Origin of the sequence: Kitasatospora sp. NPDC088346, assembly GCF_044740765.1 — a bacterium.
In the GTDB taxonomy this organism is placed as follows: domain Bacteria; phylum Actinomycetota; class Actinomycetes; order Streptomycetales; family Streptomycetaceae; genus Kitasatospora.
Window position 1 is genome coordinate 80315 of the sequence record NZ_JBIURH010000010.1, and the last position, 13913, is coordinate 94227.

At 73.8% G+C, this 13913-nt stretch carries 15 protein-coding genes; 8 read left to right on the forward strand and 7 right to left on the reverse strand.

Translation table 11 applies throughout. The annotated features are described in order from the left end of the window. From ACIOFR_RS16135 to ACIOFR_RS16145, 3 genes are read right to left on the reverse strand one after another with little or no spacing between them, the layout of a single operon-like run. Positions 1–834 carry an FAD/NAD(P)-binding protein gene (locus tag ACIOFR_RS16135; protein WP_400997125.1) on the reverse strand — a complete coding sequence of 278 codons (834 nt, stop codon included), beginning with the start codon at positions 832–834 and terminating at the stop codon, positions 1–3. Continuing rightward, positions 831–1301 (reverse strand): cyclic nucleotide-binding domain-containing protein, encoded by a 471-nt coding sequence (locus ACIOFR_RS16140; RefSeq protein ID WP_400997128.1) that lies wholly within the window; start codon positions 1299–1301, stop codon positions 831–833. Before ACIOFR_RS16140 ends, ACIOFR_RS16135 begins: the two co-directional genes overlap by 4 nt. Continuing rightward, complete coding sequence (locus ACIOFR_RS16145; protein WP_400997130.1) at positions 1298–2461, reverse strand: 4Fe-4S dicluster domain-containing protein; 1164 nt, start codon at positions 2459–2461, stop codon at positions 1298–1300. The genes ACIOFR_RS16140 and ACIOFR_RS16145 overlap by 4 nt, the downstream gene beginning before the upstream one ends. Positions 2462–2630: 169 nt before the next feature. Here ACIOFR_RS16145 and ACIOFR_RS16150 point away from each other — a divergent pair, with 169 nt between their 5' ends. Both ACIOFR_RS16150 and ACIOFR_RS16155 read left to right on the forward strand, forming a co-directional pair. Then, the gene (locus ACIOFR_RS16150; protein ID WP_400997132.1) at positions 2631–3137 is read left to right on the forward strand and encodes a hydrogenase maturation protease; all 507 of its coding nucleotides are present in this window, start codon (positions 2631–2633) and stop codon (positions 3135–3137) included. A 281-nt stretch (positions 3138–3418) separates the two neighbouring features. After that, on the forward strand, positions 3419–4075 hold the full coding sequence (locus tag ACIOFR_RS16155; protein ID WP_400997417.1) for a CBS domain-containing protein: 657 nt from the start codon (positions 3419–3421) through the stop codon (positions 4073–4075). A gap of 85 nt (positions 4076–4160) precedes the next feature. On the opposite strand, the gene ACIOFR_RS16160 is transcribed toward ACIOFR_RS16155, so the two are convergent. Continuing rightward, complete coding sequence (locus ACIOFR_RS16160; protein WP_400997134.1) at positions 4161–4676, reverse strand: flavodoxin family protein; 516 nt, start codon at positions 4674–4676, stop codon at positions 4161–4163. A 337-nt stretch (positions 4677–5013) separates the two neighbouring features. After that, on the reverse strand, positions 5014–5313 hold the full coding sequence (locus tag ACIOFR_RS16165) for a DUF6069 family protein (RefSeq protein ID WP_400997137.1): 300 nt from the start codon (positions 5311–5313) through the stop codon (positions 5014–5016). Between ACIOFR_RS16165 and ACIOFR_RS16170 the strand changes: the two genes are divergently transcribed. From ACIOFR_RS16170 to ACIOFR_RS16190, 5 genes are all read left to right on the forward strand, one after another. Next, on the forward strand, positions 5200–5487 hold the full coding sequence (locus tag ACIOFR_RS16170; RefSeq protein ID WP_400997140.1) for a hypothetical protein: 288 nt from the start codon (positions 5200–5202) through the stop codon (positions 5485–5487). The two genes, ACIOFR_RS16165 and ACIOFR_RS16170, sit on opposite strands and share 114 nt — an antisense overlap. A 191-nt stretch (positions 5488–5678) precedes the next feature. Beyond that, positions 5679–7259, forward strand: coding sequence for an MFS transporter (locus ACIOFR_RS16175; protein ID WP_400997143.1), 1581 nt, complete (start codon positions 5679–5681; stop codon positions 7257–7259). A 24-nt stretch (positions 7260–7283) separates the two neighbouring features. After that, entirely contained in the window at positions 7284–7724 is a 441-nt protein-coding gene (locus ACIOFR_RS16180) for an SRPBCC family protein (protein WP_400997146.1), read from the forward strand. A gap of 61 nt (positions 7725–7785) precedes the next feature. Beyond that, positions 7786–9153: a carotenoid oxygenase family protein gene (locus ACIOFR_RS16185; protein WP_400997149.1), complete on the forward strand. Its 1368-nt coding sequence runs from the start codon at positions 7786–7788 to the stop codon at positions 9151–9153. Positions 9154–9656: 503 nt separating this feature from the next. Beyond that, on the forward strand, positions 9657–10061 hold the full coding sequence (locus tag ACIOFR_RS16190; protein ID WP_400997152.1) for an SHOCT domain-containing protein: 405 nt from the start codon (positions 9657–9659) through the stop codon (positions 10059–10061). A gap of 159 nt (positions 10062–10220) precedes the next feature. On the opposite strand, the gene ACIOFR_RS16195 is transcribed toward ACIOFR_RS16190, so the two are convergent. Together ACIOFR_RS16195 and ACIOFR_RS16200 are read right to left on the reverse strand one after the other, a co-directional pair. Beyond that, a complete protein-coding gene (locus ACIOFR_RS16195; RefSeq protein WP_400997155.1) occupies positions 10221–11933 on the reverse strand; it encodes an alpha-galactosidase in 1713 nt (570 codons plus the stop codon). Positions 11934–12094: 161 nt separating this feature from the next. Beyond that, positions 12095–12301 carry a hypothetical protein gene (locus ACIOFR_RS16200; RefSeq protein WP_400997157.1) on the reverse strand — a complete coding sequence of 69 codons (207 nt, stop codon included), beginning with the start codon at positions 12299–12301 and terminating at the stop codon, positions 12095–12097. A gap of 761 nt (positions 12302–13062) precedes the next feature. On the opposite strand from ACIOFR_RS16200, the gene ACIOFR_RS16205 reads away from it, so the two are divergent. Beyond that, on the forward strand, positions 13063–13671 hold the full coding sequence (locus tag ACIOFR_RS16205) for a hypothetical protein (protein ID WP_400997160.1): 609 nt from the start codon (positions 13063–13065) through the stop codon (positions 13669–13671). Positions 13672–13913 lie beyond the last annotated feature (242 nt).

Here is a 13913-nt window from a genome sequence, read left to right on the forward strand (position 1 = left end):
TCACAACTCCCTGACGAGCAGGAGGGGCCGGGCGGTCGTCCAGCTGACCACGGGGCCGTCGCGGCACAGCAGGAGGGGGCCGAGCTGGCAGTGCCCGCAGTGGCCGGTGGCGCAGTGCATGGTCCGCTCCAGGGAGACCGCGATCCGGTCGGGACGGGTACCGCGGCGGGTGAGCTCCGCAGCGGTGGCGCGGATCATCGGCTCGGGCCCGCAGATGAACGCCGCCGCCGATGACGGGTCGAAGGCGGCGCGGTCGAGCAGGGTCGTCACGACGCCGACCTCCCCGTCCCACCGCCCGTCGGGGCGGTCGACGGTGACCAGCACCCGGGCCCGTTCCGCCCAGGCGCGGACCTCCGGGCCGTAGAGCAGGTCGCGCGGTGTGCGGGAGCCGACCAGGACGTTCAGCCGCCCGTACTCCCCCGGTGCGGCGAGAGCCGCGCGTACCAGCGGGCGCAGCGGCGCCAGACCGATGCCGCCGGCGACGACCAGAAGGTCCCGGCCGGCCGCGGCGGGCAGCTCCCAGCCGGTGCCGAACGGACCGCGCACCGCCACCGTGTCGCCGGCCGCCAGCCCGTGCAGGGCCGCGGAGACCGCACCGACGCTGCGGACGGTGTGCGTCAGCCGGTCGCCGTCGATGCCGCTGACCGACAGCGGGACGTCGCCGACGCCGAACGCGTACACCATCGCGAACTGCCCCGGCGCGAAGGGCGGCAGAGCCGCTCGAACGGGTTCCAGCACGATCGTGGCGGTGTCCGGTGCCTCTGCCGTACGGACGGCGACCCGGTACGGCACCGGGAGCGCGGCCGGGCGCGACACCGCCGCGGGCGCCGTCATCCCGCTGCTCCGCCGGTCGCCGCGCCGGGCAGTCCGTAGAGGTCCAGCAGGCGGGTCCTGGTCGCCTGCAGCCGGTGGGCGATCACCTCGGCGACGAGGGCGGTCACCGCCAGGCCGAACGCCGGGTCCTGCGCGCAGGCGGCACGGACGCGTCCGGCGTCGAACTCCGCGGCCCGTACCTCACCGCGTGCCCGGGCGCCCAGGTGCCACCGGTAGGGCGCAAACAGCCAGGACCAGCCGAGCAGGTCGCCCTCGCCGAGGGTCTCCACGACGGCCGGCGGCCGGCCCGGGATGTGGACGTCCAGTGCAACGCCTCCGGAGCGGACGATCCAGAACCGGTCGGCCGGGCCGCCCTCCTCGAAGATCCGGGCGCCCGCGGGGATCGGGACCTCGCGGGCGAGCGCGGCCAGCCGGTCGCGGTGGGCCGGTGCCAGGGCGGTGAGGAAGCCGTGCTGCGGTGCGGTCACGACGGGTCCGCCTCCCCGGCCGTCCGGGGCCCGCCGGCCCTCTCCCGGTCGAGCGCGTGGGCCTCCTCGGTGATGTCGATGCCGACGGGGCACCACACGATGCAGCGGCCGCAGCCGACGCATCCCGAGCTGCCGAACTGGTCGAACCAGGTGCCGAGCTTGTGGGTGGCCCACTGGCGGTAGCGACTGCGCGGCGACTGCCGGACCGGGCCGGGTGGCAGGTGGGTGAAGTCGAGGTCGAAGCAGGACTCCCAGCGCCGCCAGCGCTCGGCGTGGTCGCCGGTCAGGTCCGTGACGTCCTCCGCCGAGGTGCAGAAGCAGGTCGGGCAGACCATGGTGCAGTTGCCGCAGGTCAGGCAGCGGGCGGCGACGTCGTCCCAGCGCTCGGCGGTGAGGGTCTCGCGCATCAGCGCCCGCAGGTCCACCGGTGGCATGCTGCGGCCCATCCGGTCCGCGGCGTCCGCGACCCGGTCGCGGGCGGCGGCCTCGGTCCCGGCATCGGCGGGGCGCCGCGGGAGCTCGGCCAGCACCGACGCGCCCTCCTCGCTCCCCGCGCGGACCAGGAAGCGATGGCCACCGGCGTCCACCACCTCGGTCAGCGCCAGGTCGTACCCCGGTCCCGCGGCCGGCCCGGTCCCCATGGACACGCAGAAGCAGGTGGCACCGGGGTCGGTGCACTCCACCGCCACCAGGAAGGCCCGTTCGCGGCGTCCCCGGTAGGACGGGTCGGTGTACCGGCCGCCGGTGAGCACCCGGTCCTGGATCGCGATGGCCCGCAGGTCGCAGGGGCGCACCCCGAGGAACGCGTACGACGGGGGCGTGCTGTCGTCCTCGGTCACCACCAGGTCACCGTCGGCGGTGCGGTCGGCGCTCCACTCCCGGACCCGCGGCGGATGCAGGAAGGTCTTCCAGGACTGGGGCCCCGCGCTGTGCGCGAAGGCGGCGCCGTCCTCGCGGGCCCGCAGCCGGTACGTACCGGCTTCCAGCTCGACCCCCCAGCCGTAGGGCAGGTCCGCTCCGCCGGAGAGCTCGGCCAGCACGATCGCCCCGTCGCGGACGGTCGGGCCGACGACCGTCCGGCCCCGGCCGGCCAGGACCGCGACCAGGGCGTCCAGGCCGTCCTTGTCGAGCACCGCCCGACCGCTGTCGTCCGTCGCCATCACACCTCCCCGGCCGATGCCACCGTGCTGCCCAGTATGGGGAGCCCGGCGGCAGCGGGCGCGGCGCGGCGGCCCGGGGTGGTCCAGGTGGCCCCGTCCCCCGCCTCGAACGGGCCGGTACGGCGCCCGGCGGGGATGGCGGGCCGTGCGGGCGGGAAGGGCAGGCGGGGTGGACAGCACCGCGCGCGTCACCGTGATCGGCGTCGGCAACGAGTACCGGCGTGACGACGGCGCCGGCTGGGCCGTGGTCGCCCTGCTGGCGGAACGGGCCGGGCGCATGCCGTTGCCGGGCCGGCCCGCCCTCGTGGTGTGCGACGGCGACCCCGCCCGGCTGATCTCCCACTGGGACGGGGCGGAGCTCGCCGTCGTCGTGGACGCGGCGCACGCCCACCCCGGGCAGCCCGGCCGGGTGCACCGCCTGGAACTGTCCGGCGGGCCCCTCGCGCGCTCCGAGGGCGCGGCCAGCTCCCACGGGCTGGGCCTCGGCGACGCCGTCGAGCTCGCCCGCGAACTGGACCGGCTGCCGCGCAGACTGGTCGTCTACGCGGTGGAGGGGGCCGACTGCTCCCCCGGCACGGGCCTGTCGGCCCCGGTCCGGGCTGCCGTGGAGCGGCTGGCCGAGCGGATCGTGGCCCGGCTCGCGCAGCACCAGGGCGCTGCCGACGGCGCGAGCTGACCGATCGGGCCGTCCGGCCCGCGGTCAGGGCCGGTGGGCCCACTCCCCGGCCCCCGGGCGGGGAGCACGATGGGGGCGGGGGCCGGAACGACGAGACGGCTCCGACGAGACGGCTCCGGAGAACGCACCTCAGGGAACGGAGCTGGCCATGACCGGCACCAGCGGCACCGGGACGCACCCGCGCACGGCGCACGTCGGGCGGGCACCCCGCGCCCGCGGTCCGGCACCCGTGACCCGCCGGCCGCGCCCGATCGGCGCCCGCGCGGGACGTCGCCGTGCTGATGCACCGCACCGTGGGTGACGTGATGACCCACGACGTCGTACGGGTGGCACCGGGCACGGGTTTCCGGGAGATCGTCGGCCTGCTGGCCGAGTTCGGCATCTCCGCCGTCCCGGTGGTGGACGGCGACGACCGGCCGGTGGGCATCGTCTCGGAGGCGGACCTGCTGCGCACGCAGTCCGCCCAGGAGGACCCGTCACGTCTCTTCCCCCCGCCGCCGGCCGGAGGACCGGACCACACCGGGGCGTCCACCGCCGAGCAGTTGATGGCCCGCCCCGCCCTCTGCGCCACACCCGGTACGAGCGTGGTGGCCGCGGCCCGCCTGATGTCCGGTCACCGCGTCAAGCGGCTGCCCGTGGTGGACGCGGAAGGGCGGCTCGTCGGTGTGGTCAGCCGCAGCGACCTCCTCCGGGTCTTCCTCCGCGACGACCGGGCGATCCGGCGGGACGTCGTCGAGGAGGTCCTCGACCGGATCGAGGGGGTGAGCCCGGCCACCACCGGGGTGGAGGTCGAGCAGGGCCGGGTCGTCCTCAGCGGCTCGATCGGGCCCCCGCACATCGCGGCGATCGTGCTGCGGCTGTGCCGGTCGGTGGACGGCGTCGTGTCGGTCACCGACCGCACCGGGCACGCGGCAGAGCCGCCGGCCGCAGGCGGGTGACCGGTGATCCGGTGACCGGTGATCCCCCGGCCGGGGGTGAGGTCCCGGCCGGGGTGAGGTCCTCGGCCCGGCGTGGACCTCCCGGTCAGACGAGGCTCGCTCCCCAGGCCTTGGCCCGGTCGATCTCACCGGCGCGGAGCGGGCCCTCGGCGTCCTCGACGACGAAGCCCTCGGGCTCCGCCACCACGTCGTAGTGGTGCTGGGAGAGCCGGTGGGCGATCCCGTTGGCGGCGCCGCCGCTCATCCGGGTGTCGGCGCGGGTGTCGAAGGCTGCGGCGTGGGTTCCGGGTTCGGTCCTGGGCAGGTCGTGGAACCAGGAACGCAGCCCCGGCCCTTCGGTGCCCGCCGCGGCCTCGGGCGAGGACTGCGCCTGGTGCGACTGCGCGAGCCTGCGGCTCAGACCCGAGGACATCCCGTGCATGTGGGTCGGGCCTCCGACCACGAGCAGGTCGGCCGCCCCGGTCACGTCCGTTCCCGCCTCGGCGGCGGTGAGGCAGCTCACCGACGCCTCCGGCTCCGCCTCGTGGACACCTTCGGCGATGGCCTCGGCGATCGCTCCGGTGTTGCCGTACATGCTCTCGTAGACGATCACTGCCTGCATGGCCTCTCACCTGTCTCCCGTTCCACCGGGTGCCTTCGTCGGCCGGTCACTGCGGGGGCGCGGCACCACGGGCACCGGGCACCGGCGACACGGCGGGCCGACCAAGGCCGGGGGCCGGCAGGTCGCCGGTCACCTTCATCCACCTTCATCGTCCCGCGCTCGTGGCCGGCGGCACGAGGGCCGCACGGTCCCCACGGGCCGGGCCGGTCGGCCCGTAGGAACCGCCCCGGTGGCCGGGTCTCCGGCGTTCCGACCCACAGGAGCGCCTCGCCCCGGAGGAGGAACACCCCGTCATCGCGGGTGTGGAGGTGGAAGGGTGGCGCCGGCGGGCCGGGGTTCAGGAGCGGCGGCGCCGTGAGGTGATCACGAAGGCGGGGATCACGGCGGCGCCGGCGATCAGGTGCATCCCGGCCGGCAGGAACTGGTCCGTGGTGGTGACGCCGGTTCCGTCGTAGGGAAGGCCGGCGACCAGCACGAGGATCGCGAGCCCGGTCCAGATGGCGGTGGCCCGGCGCGGGAGAAGGTGTTCCAGCAGCTCCGGACTCCCCCAGCCCACCAGGGCGGGGAGCCGGCCGGCGGCGGGTCGGACGGTGCCGGTGGGGGCGGCGCGGCGGTCAAGGGAGGCTGCTCCGTTCATTCGCCGAGAACGCGCGACACGGCCGTCGCCGCCGCTGCCGAACGCAACCTGCGGGCCGGCCTCGTCGCGACCCAGATCGTCGGCATGGTCATGAGCCGCTACATCTGGCAGGTCGGCAACATCGCCACCCTCCTCGCCGACCCCCTCCCCACCGGGCTCGGCGACGGCGGGTGAGGGCGGACCGCATCGTGACCGGTGAGCGCCGCGCACCTCGTTCGCGAAGCACGCTCCCCACGACGTGGGAACCGCCCGAGCCGGGCAGCCGACGCGCCCGCGTGTGATGGACCGGAGCGGACAGGAGCGGACAGGCCCGGGCGGCTGTCCGGTCTGGAAAGTGGACAGCGTCCGGCAGCAATCTGTGCGTCATGAACCTCCAACGACGTACCGGGACCGGCCCGTTGCCGCGCACCGCTCGGCCGGGTGCCGTGCTCGCGGCGCTCGCCGCGGGTCAGTTCACCGTCATGGTCGCCACGTCGATCGTGAACGTGGCGCTGCCCCAGATCCGTTCCGGGGTGGGGCTGTCGGACAGCGGGACCACCTGGGTGGTCAACGCCTACAGCCTGGCCTTCGGCGCACTGCTGCTGGCCGGTGGCCGGGCGGCGGACCTGCTCGGGCGCCGGCCGGTGCTGCTGAGCGGTCTCGCCGTGTTCGCGGCGGCCTCGGTGGCCGCCGGGCTGGCCGGCTCGGCCGGTGCGCTGATCGCCGCCCGGACCGTCCAGGGCTTCGGTGCCGCCGCCGTCGCCCCGGCCGCGCTCGCACTGACCATGGACCTGTTCCCCGCCGGCCCCCGGCGCGGCCGGGCGCTGGGGGTGTGGGGCGCGGTCTCCGGCGCGGGCGGGGCGTGCGGTGTCCTGCTCGGCGGCGTGCTCACCCAGGCGTGGGGCTGGCCCTGGATCTTCCACGCCGTCGCGATCGGAACGGTGCTGGTGCTGGTCGCCGTGGCGGTGCTCGTGCCGCGGGCCGCCGGCCGCTCGGCGGGACGGTTCGACCTGCTCGGTACCGTCGCGATCACCCTCTCCCTGACCGGCCTGGCCTGGGGCCTGACCACCGCACGCGGCGCAGGCTGGACCGACGCCCGGGTGCTGGGCGCCCTCCTCGGTGCGGCGGTGCTGTTCGTCGCCTTCGTGGCGATCGAACGCAGCCGGCCGAACGCACTGGTGCCGCCACGGCTGTTCGGTACCGGCCGGGTCGTCGCGGGCAACCTGCTGATGGCGCTGCTGGGCTCGGTGTGGATCGCGCTGTTCGTCTTCCTGTCGCTCTACCAGCAGCAGGTCCTGGGCATGGATCCGCTGCCCACGGGCGTGGGTCAACTCGCCTTCGCCGCGGCCAACATGATCGGCGCCACCGTGGCGCCGCGGGTCGCCGCGCGGATCGGCGCACGGACCACCGTCACCGCCGCCCTGCTCACCGAGGCCGCCGGCATGCTGTGGCTGTCCCGGATCGACGCCCACGGCAGCTACCTCACCGACCTCCTCGGCCCGATCAGCCTGATCGGCCTGGGCCTGGGCGTCGCCTTCGTCCAGCTGACCGCCCTGTCCGTCGAGGGCGTCCCCCCGCAGGACGCCGGGCTGGCCGGCGGGCTGGTGAACACCACCCGCCAGGTCGGCGGCGTGATCGGTCTCGCCGCGCTGACCACCCTGGCCGGCTCCGTCACCGCGCACGCCGACGGGCGCACACCCCACCTGGAGGCCCTGACCTCCGGATACCGGGCCGCCTTCGCCGTGTCGGGCGCGATCCTCCTCACCACCGCGGTCCTCGCGCCGCTGCTCACCCGCGGCTCCGGACGCCGACCGGCCCCGGCCTCGGCCCCGGCCGCCGAAACCACCCACACCACCGAGACCACCCCTACCACCGAGACCACCAGCACTACCGAGACCACCAACACCAGCACCACCGGCACGACCACCGCCGAACCGGTCTCTCCCCTGCAGACCACCGGCACCTGACCCAGCAGAAGAGGAAGCACCCCCATGGTCACCATCGACGAGACCGCCCCCGCCGTCGTCCGCCTGAGCACCAGGATCGAGGCCCCGCTCGACACGGTGTGGGCGCTGCACACCGACATCGAGGCCTGGCCCACCTGGAACGCCGACATCGAGCAGACCGGACCGGTCGGCCCGCTGGGGCTCGGCAGCTCCTTCAGCTGGCGCACCCACGGGCTGGACATCACCTCCACCGTCGTCGAGCTGATCCCCGGCGAGCGGATCGTGTGGGGCGGCCCCGCCGCGGGCATCACCGGCATCCACGTCTGGACCTTCGAGCAGAGCGGCGACCACGTCATCGTCCGCACCGAGGAGTCCTGGAGCGGCGCACCGGTCGAGGCCGCGGCAGAGGACCTGCGCACGGCGCTCCACGCCTCCCTGGAGAGCTGGCTCGGTCAGCTCAAGTCCCGCTCTGAGCAGTCGGCCTGACGACATCTCAGTTGAACCAGTTCAGATCCGTCGAAGAGAACGCACAGAACGGAAGACCGTCATGACCCCTGAGCAGAAGCCCTACCTGACCGGCCACTACGCCCCCGTCGCCGACGAGATCACCGCCACCGGGCTCACCGTCGAGGGCACCCTGCCCGCGGAGCTCAACGGCCGGCTGCTCCGCAACGGCCACAACCCGAAGCCCGGCGTCACCCCGACGCACTGGTTCAAGGGCAGCGGCATGGTGCACGGCGTCCGACTGCGCGAGGGCCGCGCCGAGTGGTACCGCAACCGCTGGGTGCACACCCCCGCCCTGGACGGCGCGCCGTACATGACCGAGCGCGGCCCCGACCTGAGCGCCTCCACCGCCGGCACGCACATCATCGAGCACGGCGGCCGGCTGCTCGCCCTGTGCGAGGCGAACCTGCCGTTCGAGCTCGACCGGGACCTCGGCACCGTCGGTGCCTTCGACTTCGACGGCAAGCTGCGCACCGCGATGACCGCGCACCCCAAGGAGGACCCGGTCACCGGTGAGCTGCACTTCTTCGGCTCCTCGCCGTTCCCGCCGTTCCTGACCTACCACGTCGCGGACGCCAAGGGGCAGATCGTGCACAGCGCCGAGATCCCCGGCGCCACCGCCTCGCTCAAGCACGACTTCGCGATCACCCGCCGGCACGTGGTCTTCGTCGAGGGCAACGTCACCTTCGACCCGAACGAGCACTCCGGCATCCCGTACGGCTGGAGCGACACCCAGCCCTCCCGGATCGGCGTCATGCCGCGCGGCGCCGACGGCACCGGGCGGGTGCGGTGGTTCGCGATCGAGCCGGGCAACATGCTGCACGTCTCGAACGCCTACGAGGACAACCAGGGCCGGATCGTCCTGGAGGGCCCGACCGTGGACCGCGAGGGCTTCCGGCTGTCCTGGAACTGGTGGGTCGGCGCTCCGGGCCGCGGCTCCGAGCCCAACACCCGCTCCTACACCCGTCGCTGGGTGGTCGACCTGGCGGCCGGCAGTGTCGACGAGCAGATCATCGACGACCTCGCGGTGGAGTTCCCGACCCTCAACGAGCAGTACCTCGGCTCCGAGAACCGCTACCAGTACGCCATCTCCTTCCCGGACGAGAAGGGCTTCGGCGGCTACGGCGTCGTGAAGTACGACCGCGCCACCGGCGCCCGCCGGATCAACCAGGTCGGCGACGCCCGGCTGCCCGGCGAGGCCGTGTTCGTCCCCGCCGCCGGGGGCACCGCCGAGGACGACGGCTACCTGCTCACCGTCGTCTCCGACCTCAAGCAGGACGCCTCGCAGCTGCTGGTGCTGAACGCGTCCGACCTCGACACGGTCGCCACCGTCCACCTGCCCCGGCGGGTGACGGCCGGCATCCACGGCTCGTGGGTCCCGGACTCCGAGCTGGACGGCCCCGCGGCCTGAGCACCGTCCCCCCGATGAGCCCGGTGGGCGGCGCGGTCCTGTACCGCGCCGCCCACCGGGCCGGGTGCCGTCCGGGGCTCGACGCTCAGGGCTCCCGGGTCCCAGCCGGGGCGGACGGGCGGGCGGAACGCGGGCGCGGGACCCTGCTCCATCACCCGGACGGCCGTATGCACGGGAGGCGCCCCGACCCCCTCCCGCCCTTCTGCGGCCCGGGATCCCGCACCGCTGTCCGGCCCGGCGAGCCGGCCCGCGGCCTGCGGCGGGCGGCGTTCGGATGCGTGTGCGGGGTGGCGCGCGCAGCATGAGGGCATGAGTGAGCGCATACCGGCGCCGCCCTCGGTGACGATGCCGGATCGGCCGTCCCGTCGACAGGACCGGGCGCCGTGGGCGAGGTCGGGCACCCCGTCGGGTGCCGGTGCCTCCTGCCGCGCAGTCGCCCGCCGCCCCAACCGGACCATCGACTCGGGGCGGCCCCGGCCGTGCCGGGACAGGAGAGCAGAGCCATGAACCTCGCGGCCGACTACCCGCTGCTGAACGTCTTCTGGACCATGTGCTGGTTCTTCCTGTGGATCCTCTGGTTCATGCTGCTGTTCCGGATCCTCATCGACCTCTTCCACGACGACTCGCTGAGCGGCTGGGCGAAGGCCGGCTGGGCCCTGTTCCTGATCCTGTTGCCCTTCCTGGGCGTCTTCGTGTACCTCATCGCCCGCGGACGCGGCATGGGCGAACGCGAGATGCGCAAGGCGCAGAAGAACGAGGAGCAGTTCCGCGCGTACGTCCGCGAGACGGCGACCGGCTCGGACCAGGCCTCCACCGCCGATCAGCTCGCCAAGCTCACCGAACTGCGGACGAGCGGCCAGATCACGGAGGAGGAGTTCGCGCAGGCCAAGGCCAAGATCCTGACCTGAGCCGGCCGTTCCCCCTCCGCTCCCCCGTCTCGTCGTCCGGCAGCCGCACTTCGGGCTCCGCAAGGGTCACCTCCCGGTGTCGGTCCGGGTGGCCGTCGCGGAGCCCGTTGCGGCGGCCCGCAGGGGCCGGGGCGGTCGTGGCGGTGCGCGGACCCGGCCTCAGTTGGTGCGGGTGAAAGTCCAGGGCCGGGCCGCGGTGAGGGGCTGCTGGGTGAGGGCGGAGTTGTCGGTGGTGCCGGAGGGGGTGACCGCGAGGCCGCTGTTGCGGGCGACCAGGTTGTAACCGGCGGCGCCGGCCGGCGTCAGGCCGAACCTCTGGTTGGACTTGCCGGCGTCACAGGTCCACTGGATGACGGCCGTACCGGCCGTCGTGTCGCCGTTGTAGACGTCGAGGCACAGGCCGGAGGCCTTGTTCCGGAGGGCGTACGTCCCGTCGGCGCCGGCGGTGAGGATCCAGCGCTGGTTGGCGGCCCGGTTGCGGCTCCAGGTGATCATCTGCTTGCCGGACGCCGTGGACGAGCCGGGGTCGTCCATCACCTGCCCGGGCCCGGTCGCGGCGATCTCGTAGGTGCCGTCGGCCGGTGCCGGCTGGACGGTGCCGACCGCACCGTTCGGGGTGATCCGGAACATCGCGGTCGCGTGCGGGGCGAGGGTGGCGGAGAGGGCGCCGGTGGTGGTCGTGGACGCCCCGGTCCACAGGTCGGTGACGGCGTAGGAGGGTGCCCCGGCGATGCCGAGCTCGGCGGCACCGGTGGTCACCGTGGCGGTGCCGGCGCCCGTGTTGGTGAGTGTCACCGACCGGTCCCCGCCCGCCAGTTCGCGGACGGTCACCAGTTCGGTGTCGGAGTCGGCCACGATCCGGGCCGCCCGGCCCAGAGCGTCCTGGTCGACCCGGATCACCGCGCGGTTGGTGAGGATGTCCCGGACGGCGGGGGTCATCGAGGCGAGCTTGTTGCCCGCGATCAGCGGAGCGGCCATCTGCGCCCACAGGCTGAAGTGCGAGCGGTACTCGCCCTCGGTCATGCCGGGCACCCCGACCTCCATCATGTCCGGGTCGTTCCAGTGGCCCGGGCCCGCCTGACGTCCGAGGAAGCCGTTGAAGTGGACGATGTCCATGACGCCCATGCTGTAGCTGTTGGTCGTCTTGTGCTTGTCCCAGCTGGAGGAGATGTCCTCGGTGGTGCGCCACAGGTTGGCGACGGCCGACCAGTCGTAGGTGGCCCCGGTCTTGGCCGGGTGGTAGCTGTTGGGGTTGATGCTGTAGACGATCGGGCGGCCGGTGTCGTGCAGGGCGTCGCGCATCGCCGTGAAGGCGGCGATCTGCTCGTCGAGGGTGCCCGCCGGGGAACACCAGTCGTACTTCAAGTAGTCGACGCCCCAGGCGGCGAAGCTGTTCGCGTCCTGCCGCTCGTGTCCCCGGCTGCCGGTGGACCCGGGGTAGGCGTTGTTGCGCTGCGCGCAGGTGCGGTCGGTGGGCACCTGGTAGATGCCGAACTTCAGACCCTTGCCGTGCAGGTGGTCGCCGAGGGCCTTCATTCCGCTCGGGAAGCGGGTGGCGTCGCCGCGCAGGTTGCCCTGGGCGTCGCGCTGTGGGTCGAACCAGCAGTCGTCGACCACCACGGTGTCGTAGCCCGCGTCCTTCATCCCGGAGGTGACGAGGGCGTCGGCGGAGCTGCGGATGAGCTGCTCGCTGATGTCGCAGCCGAACGAGTTCCAGGTGTTCCAGCCCATCGGCGGGGTGAGGGCCACCCCGTTGTCCAGGGCGGACGCCTGCTGGGTGCCGACCGTCGCGAGGGGGGCGACGGCCAGCACCAGCACGGTGGCCAGCAGGGCGGCGATCCGGCTTCGGGGGGCGCGGACGGGAGACGGCATGGGGGTTCTCCTCGGGGCGTGCGGGGGTGGGGGCTCAGGACGGCGCAGCACCGTCAGGAGCGGGACACGGCACCAAAGCACGTGCCAACGCGCGAATGTGACGTCACATCATCGTCGGATCTCGCCCGGCTCGCGGGCAGGGGGCCGCACGGGCCGCACCCTCAGCCCGCTTCGCGACCGGGACCTCGGCCGACCACCCAGGTGCCCGCACGGACCCGGACCGGCCGGTCGGTGCCGTCCCAGCGGACGAACCAGTCCCGGCTGCCGGGCGGGAACCACCGGCGGCGCACAGCGACCAGGGTGCCGACCCGGCTCACGTCGCGGTAGTGCACCACCCGGGCGCCGATCTCGAAGTCTGCGAAGAGCATGAGGGCCTTTCCGGCGGTACGGGCGAGGGGGAACGGCGGGGAGGTGGGGGCGCTGGTCCGTGTCGCTCCTTGAGCGGTATCCGGGCCAAGGGATGCCTCCAAGGATTGATCGGCACATGAAGTCACGGAATCCAACGGAATCGATCAGGTGAGAGCATCCAGCCGAAGTGACTACCCGTCAAGGCACCCAGCCGCCCTCCGGTGCAACCGGGGCGTTGGCATGGAATCCGCATGTGCGCCTACCGGAGTGATTACTGACCGGTAATCACCCGAAGGAGAGACTACGCCCCGGCCGGACACGCCCCGGCGGCGGGACGGCTCGACAGCGAGGGAGAGGCGACACCGAAGGGTCCTCGCGTGTTGGTTTCTGGGACCTTCCCGGCGACCGGCCCGCCGACCCTCCGACGCGGCCGCCCACGGCCGGGGTCCGACACCCCGACACCCCGACACCCCGGAACCACCAGGTCCAGCCCGCCCGGGACGGGCGCCCGACCCCCGAGCGTCGAGCGGGCGACCCCTGGGCGGGGAGTCGAACGGCAGCACACGCGGGGCGGGACCGTTCACTCGGACGACCGCGATCCATCCACGCCAGCTCTGCGATGATGGCTTGAATTCATTCTGGTTTGCATGCTTCTCATCTGACAGTGTGTCGGTCACACCGCCGTTGATCTTCCCGTCCCGCCGTCCCGGGACGGGCTGCGCATCGCGGTGCTCTGCCGTCGGGGGCCGTCGCACGACCGTGCCGAAAGGACAGGTGTGGAATGAAGAACCGGATCAGCCGACTGTGGAGCGGAGCAACGGCGGGAGCCGTCCGCGGCCGGATCGCCGCCATGGCGGGAGTGGTGGCGCTGATCGCCTCCATGGTGCTCGCCGGCACCTCCGTCGGCACCGCCGGCGCCGCCACCGCCGGACAGCAGCGCTGGCCCGCCGGCCAGTGGTCCTGCTCGGGGGCGCCGGTGCCGGCCGGGTGGGTCATCACCGCCCACAACACCGGCGGCTGCAACGGCGCCGGCTCCTGGTACCAGCAGCCCGTCCAGGACGGCATCTGGACCTGCTCCGGCTCGCCGATCGTGACCGGGTACGTCATCACCAACTACGACAGCCGGGGCTGCGACGGCCTCGGCGGCTGGTACCACCAGATCGTCCACAACAAGATGTGGACGTGTTCGGGCTCGCCGGTCGTGGCCGGATACGTCTCGACCCGGCACACCATCGCCGGGTGCAACGGCATCGGCAGCTGGCTGCACGAGCAGGTCTACCCCGGGATCTGGGCCTGCTCGGGATCTCCCATCCCGCCCGGCTACCGGATCACCGTCTTCAGCTCCGCCGCGTGCGACTTCGTCGGCGCCTGGCAGATGGCCCGCGCCTGACCGCAGCCGCCCGAGGCACCGCGACGACCGTCGCGGTGCCTCCGCCGTGCGGCCGGCCGTCGGACACCCGTCGAGGCCCTTCCCGTAAGGGAGTTCACGGCCCGTCCGGTCGTCGGGCGCTCCGGCGTGGTCGCCGCACCACCCCGGTGATCTTCGCCCCTCCGAACCGGAGTACGGTCGGTCCGAGACCCGGTGGAACCGGGCGAGCACCACGCCGGTTCGCGGCGCGCGGCTGCGGCCGA

Bases quoted from the DNA above. Each gene is read 5' to 3' on its own strand.
- ACIOFR_RS16135 (WP_400997125.1), bottom strand. From the start codon at position 834: ATGACGGCGCCCGCGGCGGTGTCGCGCCCGGCCGCGCTCCCGGTGCCG.
- ACIOFR_RS16145 (WP_400997130.1), bottom strand. From the start codon at position 2,461: ATGGCGACGGACGACAGCGGTCGGGCGGTGCTCGACAAGGACGGCCTG.
- ACIOFR_RS16155 (WP_400997417.1), top strand. From the start codon at position 3,419: ATGCACCGCACCGTGGGTGACGTGATGACCCACGACGTCGTACGGGTG.
- ACIOFR_RS16160 (WP_400997134.1), bottom strand. From the start codon at position 4,676: ATGCAGGCAGTGATCGTCTACGAGAGCATGTACGGCAACACCGGAGCG.
- ACIOFR_RS16165 (WP_400997137.1), bottom strand. From the start codon at position 5,313: ATGAACGGAGCAGCCTCCCTTGACCGCCGCGCCGCCCCCACCGGCACC.
- ACIOFR_RS16175 (WP_400997143.1), top strand. From the start codon at position 5,679: ATGAACCTCCAACGACGTACCGGGACCGGCCCGTTGCCGCGCACCGCT.
- ACIOFR_RS16180 (WP_400997146.1), top strand. From the start codon at position 7,284: ATGGTCACCATCGACGAGACCGCCCCCGCCGTCGTCCGCCTGAGCACC.
- ACIOFR_RS16185 (WP_400997149.1), top strand. From the start codon at position 7,786: ATGACCCCTGAGCAGAAGCCCTACCTGACCGGCCACTACGCCCCCGTC.
- ACIOFR_RS16190 (WP_400997152.1), top strand. From the start codon at position 9,657: ATGAACCTCGCGGCCGACTACCCGCTGCTGAACGTCTTCTGGACCATG.
- ACIOFR_RS16195 (WP_400997155.1), bottom strand. From the start codon at position 11,933: ATGCCGTCTCCCGTCCGCGCCCCCCGAAGCCGGATCGCCGCCCTGCTG.
- ACIOFR_RS16200 (WP_400997157.1), bottom strand. From the start codon at position 12,301: ATGCTCTTCGCAGACTTCGAGATCGGCGCCCGGGTGGTGCACTACCGC.
- ACIOFR_RS16205 (WP_400997160.1), top strand. From the start codon at position 13,063: ATGAAGAACCGGATCAGCCGACTGTGGAGCGGAGCAACGGCGGGAGCC.